We start from the raw sequence: 16,517 nt of genomic DNA, 5'->3' as shown, positions 1-16,517 counted from the left end.
CACGGCGCGATCAGGCCACCGCCGACGTCTCGAAACTGGCCTCGAGCCAGGCTATTGCGCCCGTCACGTCGTCGAGGACATAGGTTGCGGCCGTCGGTCCGTTCGGCTTCACGCGGATGGAGATGCCGCCAATTTCATTGATCGCCTCGAAACCGTGTTCGTCCGATGTATCGTCTCCGAGGAATATCGGCCGCCGGCCAACAAAGGGCGGAATGTCCATGAAACGCCGGATGGCAGCACCTTTGACGGCTTCCAAAGGCATGAGCTCGACGCCGGCGTTTCCCGGAAGCACCCGATAACCCTTCGGAAGCCGGGCCAATGCCTGTTCGACGAGCTGGATTGCGGGTGCAAGCAGTTGCGGTGCTGCTCTTGTATGAACGGCAAGGACCGGCCCCTTGCGCTCGACATAGACCTTGCCGCTGCCCAGTTCGGCCTCGATCTCGTCCGCAAGGGCGGCGATGTCGGCCGGCGCGTCGGCGGCATCGATCGGACCGCTCGGCGTCAGCCGATGCTCCAGCCCATACAGTCCGGCAATCCGCAGCTTCAGCGGGTGGAACAGCTTGTCCACGGCGGGAATCGATCGGCCGGTGATGAAGGCGACCGCACCATCCAGCCGCCGCTCGATGCGTTCGAGCAGATTGCGCAATTCCTCGCCGACGAACACCGCGTCGGGATGGGCAGCGTGTTCCAGCAGGGTTCCGTCGATGTCGAGAAAGAGCGCCCATTGCCCTTCCGACAGGTTCAACGCCGGTGGTTGTTCAAAGCTTTTCACGACGCTGCCTTCCGAGCCCGCTCGAACATCGAGATGACGTTGTTGGTGTTCGATGGCGGGCGCTCGCCGGTTCCGGTCACCCTGTCGAGATCGCCGCGTTTGCGCAGGCGCGCGGCGTCCAGCAGCATGCTGCCGGCCCAGCGGTAGACATTGTTGTCGCGGACCATCTCGCGCATCGGCCGCAAACGTTCGCGCTGCTCTTCCGGCGTCATCGTCAGCGCCTGCAACAGCGCCTCGCTCATCATGGCCGCATCGTAGGGGTTGACGATCAGTGCTTCCAGCAATTCGCGCGAGGCACCGGCGAAGGTGCTGAGCAAAAGCACGCCCTGTTCGTCGTCGCGCGCTGCGACGAATTCCTTGGCGACAAGGTTCATGCCGTCATGCAGACTGGTGACCATACAGATGTCGGCGGCACGATAGACCTCGTAGACCTGCTCCTGCCGATGATGTTCGGCGACCATCAGGATAGGGCTGTATGTCTCGCTGCCATAGCGCCGGTTGAGCTCCTCGGCACAGCGGCGGCATTCGTCGTGGAGTTGCTGGTAGGCGGGCAATGTCCCCCGGCTCGGCGCGGCGATCTGCAGGAAAACCACCTTGCCTATCCATTCGGGATATCTCGTGAACAATTCGTCCAAGGCATGGAAGCGATCGAGAATGCCTTTCGTGTAGTCGAGGCGCTCGACGCCAACGCATAGTTTGGTATCCGCAGACAGGCCGAATCTGTCGCGCACGCTGGCGCGGCACTCCTCCACAGACGGCAGTTTTGCCAGCAATTGGGCCGGCCATTCTATGGAAATGGGATAGGCGTGGACCAATGTGGTCTGCCCACCATAGGAGATTGCCGCGTCTGCCCGTTCGATCCGGCTCTCCAGAAAGCGGTCGACACTTTCGGTGAAGTTGTTGGCATGGAATTGGGTATGAAAGCCGATGATCGAACTGCCGAGCAGTCCTTCCAGGATCCGCTCACGCCACGGACAGATGCTGAATACTTCCGAATTAGGCCACGGGATATGCCAGAAGGTGATGACTATCGCGTCCGGCAGGCGCTGGCGGATCATGCGCGGTAGCAGCGCGAAATGATAGTCCTGCACCAGCACGATCGGCCGTTCGTTGCGGGCTTCGGCAACCACCGTATCGGCGAATTTGCGGTTGACGGCCTCGTAGGCGTCCCAGTCCGAGGCGCGAAACACGGGGCGGGTGAAGGCGATATGGCAAAGCGGCCATAGGCCCTCATTAGCGAAGCCCAGATAGTAGCCCTGATATTCCTCCTCCGTCAGCCAGACCCTGCGCAGCGTGTAGGACGGATTGCCTGGCGGCACCTGCACCCGGTCGTCCTTGTCGACGGTGAGACGGTCTGCCGTGCCGCCGCCATAGGCGATCCAGGTGCCGGCACAGGCGCGGGTGATGGGCTCGAGTGCCGAAACCAGGCCGCTGGCCGGCACCAAAAGTTGGACCCCGTCGTCCTTGATGTTGTGGATGTAGGGTTCGCGGTTGGACACCACGATGACCTGTGCGTCCGGCAGGTCGTCGGCCAGGATCTTGCGCAACGTGTCGGGCGACCACGTGACCAGTGCCGCATCGGCGGACTGGCCGTTCTTTTCGAACTCGCGCAGCACCTTGCGTGCCGCTTCCGAGGCGACATCCTCGCTCGGCGTGTATGCGGCGGCCGTTGCGCGACCGCGGCGCTGGCGGGATATCGACAGGAGAATGGCAAAAGCGGAAAAGCCAAAACTTGCAATCAGCAAAACCCAGAGCAGGTTTACAGTATAATCTGACATGGAATGTGATCTCGCCTCCGGCCGGCCGATAGCCGTTTTTTTTATTTGTTTTCTGGTTCGCCGCCGTATGACAACGACAGCGTCCCCATCCCGCCCATTTTTGCAACGCACAAAGAGGCTATCGGTTCCGGACGATTGCAACGCGCGCGTCATTTTCGATGCGCCGGAGCGCGGCGGCATCAAGTGCGCACGATGAGCGGCACCATCCCCTCATACCGGTCGGCAAGAAAGGCGACGACCCGGTCGCCGACACGCTGGAATGTGAGGTCGACCACTGTCGAGCCGACACCCAGATGCCGCAATGTCAGCGTGTCGATGCCGATCGGCAGCCTTGGGCGGGTGACCCGGATTTCGCTGTTCCAGCCGTCGATTTCGAGCCCAAGGCAGGCCTGCATCAGCATGAAGGCCGATCCCGCTGACCAGGCTTGCGGCAGGCACGCGACGGGATAGGCGATGGGCGCTTCGCCCGGCGACCGGGTAAAGCCGCAGAACAGTTCCGGCAGCCGCATGTTGAAATGGACAGCCGATTCGAACGTGCCGCTCATCAGCCGAACCACGCTGTCGCGCACGCCATAACGTGCCAGGCCTGCACCGCACATGGCGGTGTCGTGCGGCCAGATCGAACCATTGTGGTAGGACATCGGATTGAAGAATATCGCATCGTCGGCCAGCGTCCTCACGCCCCAACCAGAGTGGAACGACGCGGAGAGCAGCTGATCGGCGACCATCTGCGCCCGTTCCGGCTCGGGCAGCCCGACAAAGAGAAGATGGCCGGCATTCGACGTCCGTACCTTGCAGAGCTCGCCTGCACCATCGATCGCCAGTGCATAGAAATTGAGATCGTCCATCCAGAAATGGCGTTCCACCGCGGCGCGCATGGTTTCGGCGCGTTCCTCCCAATGATCGGCCTTGTCGTCCTCGCCGCGGCGGCGGGCGAGCGCCGCCAGCCCACGGAACGCGGCAAAGACGTAGCCTTGCACCTCGACCAGGGCGATCGGCCCCTTGGGCATGCGGCCATCGGCATGGAAGACGGAATCGAAACTGTCCTTCCAGCCCTGGTTGGCAAGGCCGGTCTCGGCGCCGCGCTGGTAGGTAACGAAGCCGGTCGCGCGGCTTGTCTCCTCCGTCCATTCGGCCGCTGCACAGAGCGATGGCCACAGGCTGTCGACGAACGCGATGTCGCCGGTACGATCCGCATAGGCGCAAGCGAGATGAATATAGAGCGGCGTGGTATCGACGCCGCCGTAATAGCGGCCGAACGGGAGCTCCCGCAGTGCCGCCATCTCGCCCTTGCGGGTCTCGTGCATGATCTTGCCGGGCTGCGAATCGCTGAACGGCGACGTTTCGGTCGCCTGATGCTGGGCGAGAAAGGCGAGTACGCCGCGCGCCAGCCCAGGATTCAACCACAGCATCTGCAATGCGGAAATCACCCCGTCACGGCCAAATGCCGTCGAGAACCAGGGTATGCCGGCATAGGGGTAAGGTCCGGTTGCAAGCTCGGTGGTCAGCAGCGCCACGTCCGCGCGCGCGCGTTCGATCCAGTCGTTGAAGACGCGGCCGGAACTGTGCACCGTCGCGCCGTGGCGGCGTTTGGCGCGCATGCCGAAACGAGCGCGGGCGGCGGCAGCCCGAAAACGGTCGCGGTCGGGTGTCTCCGCCACTTCCGGGCCGACCTCGATATAGAGGACCTCGCTGCTGCGCTTCGTCACCGCAACCAGGAAATCCGCGCGGCTGGCGGTCAAATTGTCCGGCGCCTGCGAGAACGAGATCGCCGACAGGCGCACGAGTTGGTCCAGCCCGTCATATCGAAGCACCACGGATGTCGGACTGGTCTCGGCGGCGTGGGCTATTCCGCGCTTGAGCCGGGTCGAACCGCGCACCTCGAACATGTCGCGGAAATCTGCTGCGAAATGCAAGGAAACCCGAATGGCCGACGATTCCTGGCTGTAGTTGGAAAGGGTGATGCGCTCGAACAGCCGGTCCTGCCAAAGCAGCCTGACGCGTTCTATGTGGATCGCGCCCTGCGGAATGTCGCGACCACCGACACTCTGGATCGGCAGATTGGTCAGGTTCGAGGTGAAAAGCACATTGTCCTGGCTGAGCGAGGCGCCGAGTAACGACATTTGCCGGCCACCGACCGTCAGCCGGAATTCCGAAAGCACACGCGTGTCGTCTCGGAAAAAGCCATCGCCGGCGCCGCGGATGTCGCCATAGGCGTCGGCCACCGCGAAGCAGTCGGCTTGCTTGAGGGCGAACAGCCGGTGCGGCTCCCGGGGCGCAACCTCGTCGAGGGAGGCAAGGGCTACGGCGGGATCAAGCTTACGCTCGTCGAGTTGATTCATACGTCACAAGCTCTGTCGTTTCGTTCCAATGTCCACAATGACGCCGATCAGGACGCTCTCGCTTCACCGGGAGTACCGATCAGGCGCGCATAGGCAGCCACATAGTCGTGGGCCATTCTCGTGGCAGAAAAACGGTTTTCGAACACGGCTCTCACCTGTCGCCTGTCGAGGCGCAGCAATTCCGGTATCGAGGCGACCGCAGCATCGACCGTATCGACAAGGAAACCGGTCACGCCGTGGTCGATGATCTCCGGCAGGGCACCGCATCTCCAGGCGATCACCGGCGTGCCACAGGCCATAGCCTCTATCGCGGCAAGACCGAACGGCTCCGGCCAATCGATCGGAAACAGCAGGCCGGCCGCCTTGCCGAGGAATTCCGCTTTTCTGTCCTCTTCGATCTCGCCGATATAGTCGACACGGTCGCCGTCGATCAGCGGCTCGACCGTGTCGTGGAAAAAAGGGCGGTCGTCGTCGCCGATCTTTGCCGCAAGCTTCAGTTTCAGCCCGGAGCGCAAGGCGATCTCAATGGCACGGTCCGGGCGCTTGTCGCGCGACAGCCGGCCCAGAAAGGCCAGATACGGCTCGTCCACCTCCGTCTCGAAAGTCGGCTCATACGTATTGATCGGTAGCCCGTGATGGATGGTCGCCAGCCAATTTGCCCTGGGTAGCCCGGTTCTCTGGCTACGCGAAATCGAGATCATCGGAAAGCGCGGAAAATGTTCGTAGGCCGGGGCCAGGTCGACATAGTCGAGCCTGCCATGCGGTGTCGTCACCGTCCGGTCGGGCATGTGTTCGAAGAAAGGAAAATGCAGGAAGTGGCTGAGATGGAAATGGATGATGTCGAACTGTTGCGCACGGCTCCTCACCTCGGCGAGCATCGAGAGATGCGCCGCGGTTTCGGATTTGTGCGGGCGCGGATCGAGACGGAGCGCGCGCTCGCGACACGCCACCAATTTCGCCGACGTCTTGGTATCGCCGCTGGCGAACAGGGTCACGTCATGGCCAAGCTCGACCAATCCTTCGGTCAGATAGGAGACGATGCGCTCCGTCCCTCCATAGAACCGGGGTGGCACGGATTCATGGAGCGGCGCCACATGGGCTATTCTCATGTTTTGGCATTTCCCTCAAAAAGACTGCTCGTGGCATCGAAATGCATCAGCCGCGCTAACGTTCCCGTACAATGGCAAGATGCCACCCAATTGGGGCAAGATGTCACCCAATTGGAGCTGCCGGGCGCGTCGACCGTTGCTCGTCTCGTCCAGCAAACATTTTTCAGGCCAAGCCATGTTTTGCCGGGAACCAAAGTCGGGTTCGCGAGTTTAGTGGGGTTCGATCGCACGCATCCGGTCGACGGGGAGGAAATGATGGACCGCTTGCAATTCTTTTCGCCCGTGCGGATTTTGCGCGGACAGGGACAGCCCGTGGAGGAGATCGACAGCGTTGCCGAAGCGATGGCATTCTTGCGAAAATGGCCGGCCGGGCGGCGCGGGCCGGTTTACCAGTGCGCCGTGAATTGCTGCGCTGCGGCCATGGCCGGCCGGATGTCGGCCGAGGAAGCGAGAAAGGCTTTTGCCGGCTTCGCCCGGATCACCCGCCTGCTCGAGGGCGATCGGCCGTTGCCGATGAGCGGCGAGGATCGGCATCGCGATCACGCCTTGAGGCGATAGGCCAGCTGCCGCAGATGGTCCGAGCAAGGGCATTCAGCCTGAGCGCCCGATCGGCGACCGCCTCGCTTTCGCGAACAGTCGTTTGAGCTGAGCAACGGCGCCGTTTTCGCTGATGTACTCGCAATAGGCGACGTAATCGGGGTCGCGTGACAGATGGCATTCCTCGGTGATGGCGCGGAGTGCGTAGATGGCATTGAGCGCGAGCAGGATAGCGGAGTGCCGCAGCGCTTCAGCGGGTCCTGCGGCGGTGAGGAAAGGTAGGGAGACCAGCCACCAGGAGAGGTTTTTCGAAACATAGGCCGGATGCTTGATCCAGCGATACGGTCCGCAGGTGATGATTCCGCGATTGGTGAGATTGGAAAATCTCAGGCCAAAGCTCACGGTGGACCAGACAAAAATCAAGATGCAGAAGAGGATCGCCGATCCCCAGAAAACCTGGAGCGCCGGTGAGGGCATCACCGCCGTCCAGTTGGCGCCCGTTTCGTAGTTCAGGTAGGCACGGGTGGCGGCGTTGATGGGTTCATAACAGGCAAGACAAACCAGCCAGCCGAATACGGTGGGCTCGACGGTGCGGATATGATTGTCGAGGACGCGCAGCGTGAAGACGTAGCCGACGACCGCGACAAGAACATCCACCATGAACAGGAGATCGATTGCAAAAGCGTGCCAGCGCATGATGTCGAATCGATACGGTTGTTCCAGCCCGGCAAGGATCGAACCCAGTGTGGAGCACAGATAGACGAACATCAGCGGCAGGAAGAAGCCTTTGACGATCCAGCCCCGCACGTGCTGGCGTATCTGCTCGGTCCTTTGCGGCACGGCGCCGCTGAGGACGAATGCACCGATTTCGGCATATGAATCTTCTGGATCGGTCAGCCGGCGGTCGACATAGGCAACATAAAACGGCGCGGCGACGAGCAGCGCCGGCATGGTGTCGTAAAGCGCCGCCCAGTAGGGGGCGTAAAACCCACGCCGGTATTCCGGCACTATCCAGTAGACTGCGGCAATGGTCGTGAGCGTGACGATGAAGCCGATGAGCTTGCGCACGACGCGCTTGACTTCAAGCGCTCGCATCGGCTTCGCCTGCAATCCCGTCGAACGCCTCCGGAAAGTCTGGAAATAGGCCGTGTCGACCGCGATCATCGCTGCCGCGGTAGCTGCAATGACAGTCATGGCCTGCAAATGCACAGGCCAGCTTCTGTTGACGAGCACTCCGACGGCCAGCGCAAGACCAAACAGTCCTGCAAGGCCGGTGAGGGGCGCGGTCGCGGATTTCGGTTGGAGCGTCAAGCTGCTACTCCCGTTGTCATGGGGGTTGATCGTCGTCGGCGGCCGCCACGGATCACGTAGTGTGCCCACCCGCCGCCGCTGGTGCCACTTGAGCAGCTGCTACACTCCACCGCTGCCGTTGGATCCGCTGCTGCTTGTCCCGTCGTTGCCGCCGCTGGATCCGCTGCTACTGCTCGATCCGCTTGAGCCGCAGCTGCTTGTTCCGTCATTGCCGCCGCTCGAACTGCTGGTGCCACTCGAACTGCTGCTGCCGCTGGATCCGCTGCTGCCGCTGGATCCGCTGCTCCCACTCGATCCGCTGCTGCCGCTTGACCTGCTGCTGCCACTCGAACCGCTGCTACCGCTCGAACCGCTGGTGCCGCTGGAACCGCTGGTGCCGCTCGATCCGCTGCTGCCGCTCGAACCGCTGCTGCCGCTCGAACTGCTGGTGCCGCTCGAACCACTGCTGCTGCTTGAGCCACCGATGGGCCTGTTGTTGAGGTTGTGTGGCGAGCGATGGTTGTTGGCGCCCTCGTTTGTATTTTCGCAGGTGCATTTGCGCTGATATTTGGTGCCGAAAGCACTGTGTTCATTGCTCGCCTTCTTGCAGACCAACCTATGGCAAATCAAATTCGCTTCGGTTGTCTCGGGGGTAAGGCCGGTGATCACTATTGCGGTTGTCGTGGCCGCCATGGCCACGATCGAGAACCGGAGTAAATTCCGAAAATTTTGCATAGATACCTCGCTTTCTGACGCCTCGCTTCTCGGGCTCGCGCCCAAGCTTCCTGATTGTCGAGTGGGTATTTGCAACAAGGCCGCATACGGATCGCTTACGCCTCAGCGGTCGGGCTCAGGGGCGGCGAAAAAAGTTGAACAAAGCGCAGACAATGCTGCCGCATTGCGGTATTTCGACCAGAAAAAGGAAGATGCACTTTGGGGGAAACGGAAAATGTCGAAACGGCTTAGACTGGTGCTGGGAACGGCCGGCGCAATTGCCGTCGCCATTGTCTGGGGGATCATCGCCACGTTAATGGGTGTGCCATCGATTCTGATCACTGTAGGAGCGGTCGCGATCGGCGCGGGCATCTACAGCTATGTCGATCGAAGCCGAAGCTGATCCGGTTATCAGGCTACGGGCATAACGCAAAAATCCCACCGTCGCAGACTGTCTGCGGCAATGCTCAGTGTACGAAAATTACCAACGACAGCGGTCTGTGGAACGAGTGGCCTGCCGAAGCTATTGTGGTGTCGGTCCGAGACACCCCCGCCTCGGGTCATTGGCTCACCCAGCCGAGTGGTCCGCTGCTACCCAATGGCAGCGGACCTTCATCCGGAGGACAGACCCGGAAGACGGATTGTGCCGAATCGAGGGAGAACGATGGTCGTTGACGAGATTGCCGCGCGGCGCCTGAAAATTCTGCTCGAGCAATACATGGAGACCAGGAAGAGGCGCCACGATGCGGTTTCCACCGCAGCGGCTGAGATCGCGATCAGGGCTGTCATGCCGAATTGCCCGGCCTCCGGAAAAGTCCTGGACGACATGATTGCGGCATGTGCGTTCGAACACGGGCTGGGGGTGCTGTTCGATCGACCTGACGCATGAAGGCCTAAACGCCATGAATCCCAACGCCAAAATCGCACGGTGCTGTCGTGCACAAATCCGACGCTGTTCCTGAGGCGCTCGCCACTAAAGCGCATCGCGTCGATCGGCCTCATGCGATGCGCTGTAAGTGCCTGTTTTTGTGCATGTCGTTGCCGCAAAACCGCTGCACAGTTTTGCGCGACATGCATTAGAGAAACCGACCGACCGGAGCAGCCATGCCGAGATATTTTTTCCATTTCCGAAACAATGAGGGCCGCTTGACGGAAGATTTCGAGGGTCAGGAGTTGGACGGTTTGTCCGCGGCTCAGGATAACGCAATGGCCTCGGCCAAGGAAATCCTGGCCGAGGGCCTGCTCAGCGGCAGCCCGGTCCTGACAGGTCTTTCCTTCGAAATCTGCGACGAGAACCGGAAGCTGCTTTTCCGATTTCCATTCTCGGAAGCTGCCGAAAAGGCCGGCACTCGGCCGTGATTGGCCAAAAGCCCCGCGATGCGGGCGAGCTTTGATCGAGCCTGGCTGAAAAACCGCATGTCGCGGCAAGACGGTCGTTGGTGCAAATCAGCACCATAGCCAAATTAGTAGCATAGCTGCCGGCACAAAGCAAGAACAAATATGGCTTGCCTTGCCTACGGGGGCGCCAAGCGACGTTGCCATTTCCAACCAGTATGTCGATTTGTCGGGCCGGGTGTTCGTCAACTTACCGAAACGTCTTCGCAGGATGCTGTGATCAGGAGTTCCTTTCTCCCGCGGTTGCGTTTACAGGACGCTCAGGACAGTGTCGTTTGCGCGCCAGCAACTGGACCGAGTTAGGCCGGGCGCACGGTCCCCCTCCGTCAAGGAAACCAGTCCGGCGCCGTTTTTGGAGAACAATGATTTGTGGTGGTCAAATAAGCAAAAGAGATTCAAGGGAACGTGGGACGACAGACTGGACGGCCTATTCTCAGCAGAGGTCGACTACGCCGGGAAATCCATTCTCGATGTCGGCTGCAACATGGGTGTTGTCGCCTATGAGATATCCAAGCTAGGACCGAGTTCGATCCATGGGATCGACATTCTCAAGCCGCATATCGAGACGGCCAGGATGATCTTCCTGGGTTGTCCGGTCCAAAGCCGGTTCGATTGTCTCGATCTTGGCAGCCGGAAGCTGCAAAATGTTCTCCAACCGCAGTACGACGTCGTCATGCTGCTGGCGGTCTACCATCACATGCAGTGGAGCCTCGGCGCGGACAAGGCGCGACGCGTGCTGTGCGATATCGCCGGGCGTGCTCAAACGATCGTTGCCCGCGTCCCTCCTGGCAAGGATAAGGAGATGATCGCGGTGCTTTCGGATGTGGGCTTTTCAATCAAAAGCAATCACACATCGCCTCTTGGAAGCCATCTCATGGTCCTCGCGAAACACTGACCAGGCATAGCGCGGCCGACGACGAATGGCGCAAGAGCCGCGTGGCTGGGGTCCGCTATGCTCGGATGCGAGGAACCGACGGTCATAGGCCGATGACGTGCAAGGATCCGGTTCGGCATTGACTGCGGTCGGGAACGAAGCCACAGACAGGTGATCGAAACCGTCTCGTGCTTCAAGACAACACGAAGACCGGACGGGATCGCAACGGGCGGCGACAAGATGATTGCAAAGAAACGAGTGTCAACGGTCCCGGCATATCCGCTGATCAAGCGTCTGATTGGCGAAAATCTGCCGCCGCACAAGATGCTGTATGTGACAGGTTTGCTGTGCTCGATCGCTGCTGCTGCCGCGGTCGGCGCGACGGCCTGGATCATGAAAGTCATGATCAACACCATCTATGTCGAGCGAGATGCTGCCGCTGTATCGGGTATCAGCGTCGTCATCATCGGCATTTTCCTGGTCAAGGGCATAGCTGCCTACTGCCAGACCGTCACAACGGGAAAGATTCGCCGGGCTATCGTTTCGGACCTGCAAAACCGGCAATTTTCTCGAATGGTGCGTTTCGACATCAGCCGTTTCGCGAACCAGCATCCGGCAAAATTCATCTCCAAAATCATGTTCAACGCGCGCGCCGGGGCGACCGTTATTCTCACCCTCACGAGCAGCGCCGTCTCTGATCTGCTGACCCTGATTGCCTTGGCCAGCGTCATGGTCAAGCAGGACCCGGTGATGTCGCTGATATCCGTGGCGGTTCTGCCGATGCTGTTCCTGTCAGTCGGCGCGATAACCAGGAAGCTCAAGGCGCTGGCGAGGGGCGAGACGGAATTGGCCGCGCAGGTCCAGTCGATCGGCACGGAAGCCGTCGAAGGCATCCGCACCATCAAGTCCTTCCAGCTCGAGGACAAGGCCGTCGCCAGCTTTGCAAAGGCCGTCCGCAAGATGGAAAGACGTGGCATCCAGATCAACCGGACGTCAGCATTGATGAGCCCATTGATGGAGACCGGCGGCGGCGTGATCATCGGGCTTTTCGTTATGTACGCCAGCTGGCAGACCCTCGGCAACGGCAAGACGCCCGGCGAATTCATGGCCTTCATTACCGCGTTCCTGCTTGCCTATGAGCCTGCCAAGCGGTTGGCCCGGGTCAATGTCGACATTCAGAAGCAAATGGTCGCCGTCGAGCAGATGTATGATTTGATCGACACGCCCGAGCAGCGGCGACTCGCGATCGCGGGCGAGCGTCTGACCGACGTCGATGGTGGTATCCGCTTTGAAGATGTGGCCTTTTCCTATGACGGCAACAGCCCCGCGCTCGAGGGTGTTTCCTTCGATGTCCGACCTCGTGAGAAGCTGGCGATCGTCGGCCGCTCCGGCGCCGGCAAGACCACCATCGTCAATCTAATCCTGCGTCTGATGGAGCCGGACAAGGGCAGGATCCTGATCGACGGAAAGGACATTTCGAAGATCAGCCTGGCCGACGTCCGCGATAACATCGCACTTGTGTCACAGGACGTCTTCCTGTTTGAAGGCTCGATCCGCGACAACATTCGCGACGGCCGCCCGAATGCCACGGATCAGGAAATCGAATCCGCTGCGAACCTCGCCCGGGTCACCAGCTTTGCTTCGGCGCTCGAAAACGGGCTCGACACGCTTGTCGGGCCAAGCGGCACCAACCTGTCCGGCGGGCAGAAACAACGCGTTGCCATCGCACGCGCCCTGCTCAAGAATGCTGCGGTAATCGTCTATGATGAAGCGACATCGGCGCTTGACGGTGAAAACGAACGGGCAGTCATGGAGGCAGCCTTCGACAACACATTTCAGCGCACAGTGATCTGCATTGCGCACAGGCTGTCTACAATCAAGGCGGCCGATCGTATTCTCGTGTTTGACGCCGGACAGCTTGTCGATGCTGGAACGCATGACCAGCTTTCCAAGCACAGCGAGATATATCGTTCGATATTCCACCTGGAGACGGCCGATCCGATGGTCGAAAGCGGCAAAAAGCTGCGGCAGAGCGTATTGCGCTGAAGGCCGATGACCAGCTTTTATCACGGTTCCTATGTCCGGTATGTGATTGGTGGACTGGGCCTTCAGGTGCGCCGGTACAAAAAGGCGGTGCGCGGGTTGTTTTCCGGTCGCAAGCAGCCTCGTTCCATTCTTGAGCTGCAGGCCAAGGTTGCGGCCCTGATTGTGCGCAGGGACTGGAAAGGCCTTGAAGCCGGTACCAATGAGATGGCTGTCACGGCCGATCATAATCGCGACCCCGAGCTGATGCAGAAGGCGGGCCAGGCGTTCGAACGCCTTGGCAACTTTGCGCGGGCAGCTGAGCTTCGGCTTTCCGCTCGCCGGCTGCGGAAAGGGAAAGGCGCCAACGAGTGGACCGGCGAGAATCTCGGATCGGATACACTGCTGATCGATCTTGTGGAGGATGACCCGCGCAGCCTTGGCCGGGTTATCCGCCACGCGCGACTGGCCGGCGCTGCCGCTGCCTATGCGCAAAGCGCAACAATCCGGGTCGAGCCGCGCCTGGTATCAATTCTGCAGCGAACGTTCCCGAAGGCGACCGTGGTCCCGGCGCAGCGGGATGTGGTCGGCGACAAACACGCGACTTTCGAAGATCTCGCCTGGGTGTTCGGACGCGATGCCGAAAAACTTGCTGCCGACTTCGTGCCGCTGCGGGCAGATCCTGAACTCGTCGAGACATTCCGCAAGCGCTATCGCTCGATGACGGATCTGCCGCTGGTCGGTCTCTCCTGGGGCAGCAAGTCCCATACCAAGGACGTGCCTGATTTTCCTGAATGGGCACGGTTCATCGCCCAGACGCCAGCGACATTCGTTTCGCTCCAGTACGGGCAGGTCAAGCCGGCGTTGCGGCGCCTTCGCAACGGCAACGACGCGCGTCTGATCTTTGACGACAGCGTCGACCAGATGGTCGACATGGACCGTTTCGCCGCACAGGTCGCCGCACTCGATGCTGTCGTGACGATCAGCAATACGGCGGCCCATCTTGCCGGAGCCATTGGCGTGCCGAGTGTTTTCCTCATCGACGATAATTTTCAGACGGCATGGCCGGTGACCGGCGACCGGACACCCTGGTATCCGAAGGGCATTGTCATTCGCAAGGAGGGACGCCCTTGGTCGCTGGTGCTCGACGAAGCCGGCCGGCGGCTCTCGTCGATCCTGACGACGCTTTCCGACGCTCCCCGAGGACGATAGAACATCGCCGTGCAGAACAGACGAACCATCCTTCAGAAGGCAAAAACCGCCGATCTGCGCCCGCAAGGCGCCGTCGGCAAGCGGCTGCAGAAGGTTCTCGAGCGGGCAAAGGAACTTCTTAGACGTCCCTCGCGCCACGCCGACGAAAGCGCCGAAAGGCATATGAGGCTGATGGAGGAAAGCGTGCAGCGTGGTGACTGGCAAACTGCTCGCGACCATGCACTGGCGCTTGGCGCGCTTGGTGAGCAGCTTGGCGATCTCGGCCTGATCAAGAAAGCGGGGCGCGGACTGAGGCGTCTCGACGGAGGAAATCGCATCTGGCAGTTGATGGCGGCGAGCAAGCAGCGCGGCAGACCCGATTGGGATGGCAGTGATCTTGCGGATCGCACGCTTCTCGTCGATCGTCGCGAAGGCGACCTGGCGATCTTTTTCCAGTTCGCGTCGCTGCTTGGTCCAGTGGTCGCGGCTGCCGGTCGATGCATTGTCTTCGTCGAGCCGCGACTGGCACCGCTTTATCGCAGAACATATCCTGCGCTTGATGTCAGGATTGAAGGGGAAGAGGACATGGCGGCAGTGGACGCCGATGTCGTTGCCGGTTTCGAGACACTCGCAAAGCATTTCTGGCCGGACGACCCGGCGGCACGCGCGCCCTTCGTTCCGCTGGAGCCGGACCGCCGACTGGTTGCCGAGCTGCGCGGCACCTATCTCGATGGCGGCCCAGGTCCCCTGATCGGATTTGCCTGGGGAAGCCTGAACAAGAGCAAGGATCTGCCGGCTCTGGACGATTGGCGGACGCTGTTCAGCAGCCTGCCGGGGCGCCTGGTCAGCTTGCAATATGGCGATGTCGGGCCGGCCCTCTCCGAGTTCGAGCGCCACGCTCCGGGGCGCATCATCCATGACGCTTCAGTCGACCAGTTGACGGACATGGACCGCTTTGCCGCCCAAATTGCGGCGCTCGACGCGGTGGTCACGATCAGCAATACCGGCGCCAACCTCGCCGGAGCGCTCGGCGTGCCGACGATTGTCATGCTCGACGATGGATTTCGGCTGTCCTGGCCTGCTTTCGGTGAGACCGTCGCCGCATATCCGAGCGTTCGACTGGTCCGAAAAGGCGGCCGAGCCTGGGCGTCGGCAGTCCAGGAAGCAGGCGGACGGGTCATGCAAATCATCGGCGGAGCTGGCGATGGAGGGTAGCCAACTTCTCGGCCGGTTGCGCCGCGCTGTCGCGCTTGCAGGCTACAGATACAAGGTCTGGTTCCGACGTCACCGGCGGCAGCTCTTCCTTCGCTGGCGCGATGGCGACATTGCCGATCAGATGGCGGATTATCGGCGAAGCGTCGAGTCCCGCGATTGGCCGGCGGCACTGCCGAAAGCCCTGGCTCTTGGATCCATTGCGAAGTCGAGGGGCGAGGTCCACCTGATCGACGAGCTCAGCAAGGCGCTGATGCGGATGGGCGCCTATGGCGCAGCCGCCGAACTCAGGATCGCCCGACGCCACATCGTCAACGGCCGCGTCGATGGCGAGTGGCTGGGCCAGGATATTTCGGGCCAGACACTGCTTGTCGATCTGATGGAAACCGAAAAGCAGGGTCTGGCCACCGCGATCCATCATGCGAGTTCCGTCGGCTGTGCGTTGGGGCGCGCCGCCCGTTCGATCGTCCTGGTCGAGCGCCGCCTGGTACCGCTCTTTCAGCGCACTTTTCCGACCGCCGATGTGCGGCCGGTCGGCGCTGACGGCAAGGCTGCCTATGGCGAGGCGCAGGCCTTCGCCGGCGTCCAGCATCTGACTGCCGTTTTCGAGACCGACGAGGCGACGATCCGCGAGCATTTCGTGCCCCTTAAGCCGGATCCGGCCCGGGTCGCTGAACTTTGCGCCCGCTACCGGCATGAAGGACGGCCGTTGGTCGGTATCGCATGGGGCAGCTCGAATCCTGGCAAAGACCTGCCGCCGCTTGCCGCCTGGCGAAACCTGATAGGCCGACCGGACCTCCGGTTCGTCTCGCTGCAGTACGGCCAGATCGAGACCGATCTGAAGTTCCTGACCGACGGTGAGCCGGAGCGCATTCTTCATGACAGATCGGTCGATCAGCTCGTCGACATGGACCTTTTCGCCGCGCAGGTTGCCGCGATGGACGCCGTGGTGACCATCAGCAATACCGGAGCGCATCTGGCGGGCGCGCTCGGCATCCCCTCGATTTTCATTCTGGGCGACGGCTTCAAGCGCTCCTGGCCGGTCGAGGGCGACCGCACGCCCTACTATCCATCGGCCGTGCTGGTCTCGAAACGGGAACGCCCCTGGTCCGTGGTGATGGGCGAGGCCGAGGCCATCCTGGCGCCATGGCTCACAAAAGTGAGTGGCTAATGCATGTCGTCCGAAAGGGCGTCACTGAAGACGCTTCGACGCGATCCGCATTAAGGGTTCGGCCGACGGATCGTGGAATGGACCGCCCGCGTCGAACAGTCGTCGCAACA

At 61.2% G+C, this 16,517-nt stretch carries 15 protein-coding genes; 10 read left to right on the top strand and 5 right to left on the bottom strand.

Translation table 11 applies throughout. The annotated features are described in order from the left end of the window. Positions 1 to 10: 10 nt before the first annotated feature. From otsB to NKH04_RS19410, 4 genes are all read right to left on the bottom strand, one after another. Positions 11 to 772, bottom strand: a complete 762-nt coding sequence (otsB, locus tag NKH04_RS19425) for a trehalose-phosphatase (RefSeq protein ID WP_031211298.1) — start codon at positions 770 to 772, stop codon at positions 11 to 13. Next, positions 769 to 2,550 carry an alpha,alpha-trehalose-phosphate synthase (UDP-forming) gene (locus tag NKH04_RS19420; protein WP_023674969.1) on the bottom strand — a complete coding sequence of 594 codons (1,782 nt, stop codon included), beginning with the start codon at positions 2,548 to 2,550 and terminating at the stop codon, positions 769 to 771. Before NKH04_RS19420 ends, otsB begins: the two co-directional genes overlap by 4 nt. A 179-nt stretch (positions 2,551 to 2,729) precedes the next feature. Then, complete coding sequence (locus tag NKH04_RS19415; RefSeq protein WP_353044777.1) at positions 2,730 to 4,892, bottom strand: amylo-alpha-1,6-glucosidase; 2,163 nt, start codon at positions 4,890 to 4,892, stop codon at positions 2,730 to 2,732. A 47-nt stretch (positions 4,893 to 4,939) separates the two neighbouring features. After that, positions 4,940 to 6,001, bottom strand: coding sequence for a glycosyltransferase family 4 protein (locus NKH04_RS19410; protein ID WP_353044776.1), 1,062 nt, complete (start codon positions 5,999 to 6,001; stop codon positions 4,940 to 4,942). On the opposite strand from NKH04_RS19410, the gene NKH04_RS33240 reads away from it, so the two are divergent. Then, entirely contained in the window at positions 5,987 to 6,559 is a 573-nt protein-coding gene (locus tag NKH04_RS33240; protein WP_502893790.1) for a DUF982 domain-containing protein, read from the top strand. The two genes, NKH04_RS19410 and NKH04_RS33240, sit on opposite strands and share 15 nt — an antisense overlap. Positions 6,560 to 6,592: 33 nt before the next feature. Here NKH04_RS33240 and NKH04_RS19400 read toward each other — a convergent pair whose 3' ends face one another. After that, positions 6,593 to 7,918: a methyltransferase family protein gene (locus tag NKH04_RS19400; protein ID WP_353044775.1), complete on the bottom strand. Its 1,326-nt coding sequence runs from the start codon at positions 7,916 to 7,918 to the stop codon at positions 6,593 to 6,595. Between the two features lie 49 nt (positions 7,919 to 7,967). Between NKH04_RS19400 and NKH04_RS19395 the strand changes: the two genes are divergently transcribed. From NKH04_RS19395 to NKH04_RS19355, 9 genes are all read left to right on the top strand, one after another. Further along, positions 7,968 to 8,393 carry a hypothetical protein gene (locus tag NKH04_RS19395; protein WP_353044774.1) on the top strand — a complete coding sequence of 142 codons (426 nt, stop codon included), beginning with the start codon at positions 7,968 to 7,970 and terminating at the stop codon, positions 8,391 to 8,393. Positions 8,394 to 8,420: 27 nt separating this feature from the next. Next, positions 8,421 to 8,945: a hypothetical protein gene (locus tag NKH04_RS19390; protein WP_353044773.1), complete on the top strand. Its 525-nt coding sequence runs from the start codon at positions 8,421 to 8,423 to the stop codon at positions 8,943 to 8,945. A 195-nt stretch (positions 8,946 to 9,140) separates the two neighbouring features. Next, positions 9,141 to 9,431 (top strand): hypothetical protein, encoded by a 291-nt coding sequence (locus NKH04_RS19385; protein ID WP_353014155.1) that lies wholly within the window; start codon positions 9,141 to 9,143, stop codon positions 9,429 to 9,431. 215 nt (positions 9,432 to 9,646) lie between these two features. After that, on the top strand, positions 9,647 to 9,901 hold the full coding sequence (locus NKH04_RS33235) for a DUF6894 family protein (protein ID WP_352977186.1): 255 nt from the start codon (positions 9,647 to 9,649) through the stop codon (positions 9,899 to 9,901). 388 nt (positions 9,902 to 10,289) lie between these two features. Further along, positions 10,290 to 10,832, top strand: a complete 543-nt coding sequence (locus NKH04_RS19375; protein ID WP_353044772.1) for a class I SAM-dependent methyltransferase — start codon at positions 10,290 to 10,292, stop codon at positions 10,830 to 10,832. Positions 10,833 to 11,069: 237 nt separating this feature from the next. Next, on the top strand, positions 11,070 to 12,857 hold the full coding sequence (locus tag NKH04_RS19370; protein WP_352471929.1) for an ABC transporter ATP-binding protein: 1,788 nt from the start codon (positions 11,070 to 11,072) through the stop codon (positions 12,855 to 12,857). A gap of 6 nt (positions 12,858 to 12,863) precedes the next feature. Next, on the top strand, positions 12,864 to 14,045 hold the full coding sequence (locus NKH04_RS19365) for a glycosyltransferase family 9 protein (protein ID WP_353022666.1): 1,182 nt from the start codon (positions 12,864 to 12,866) through the stop codon (positions 14,043 to 14,045). Between the two features lie 9 nt (positions 14,046 to 14,054). Further along, on the top strand, positions 14,055 to 15,239 hold the full coding sequence (locus tag NKH04_RS19360) for a glycosyltransferase family 9 protein (RefSeq protein ID WP_352613690.1): 1,185 nt from the start codon (positions 14,055 to 14,057) through the stop codon (positions 15,237 to 15,239). Further along, a complete protein-coding gene (locus NKH04_RS19355; RefSeq protein WP_353044771.1) occupies positions 15,229 to 16,407 on the top strand; it encodes a glycosyltransferase family 9 protein in 1,179 nt (392 codons plus the stop codon). Before NKH04_RS19360 ends, NKH04_RS19355 begins: the two co-directional genes overlap by 11 nt. Positions 16,408 to 16,517 lie beyond the last annotated feature (110 nt).

Source organism: Mesorhizobium sp. M1365, from assembly GCF_040317865.1.
Classification (GTDB): Bacteria; Pseudomonadota; Alphaproteobacteria; order Rhizobiales; family Rhizobiaceae; genus Mesorhizobium.
The sequence above is the reverse complement of the archived record's forward strand: the minus strand, read 5'-3'. Positions and strand labels throughout refer to the sequence as shown.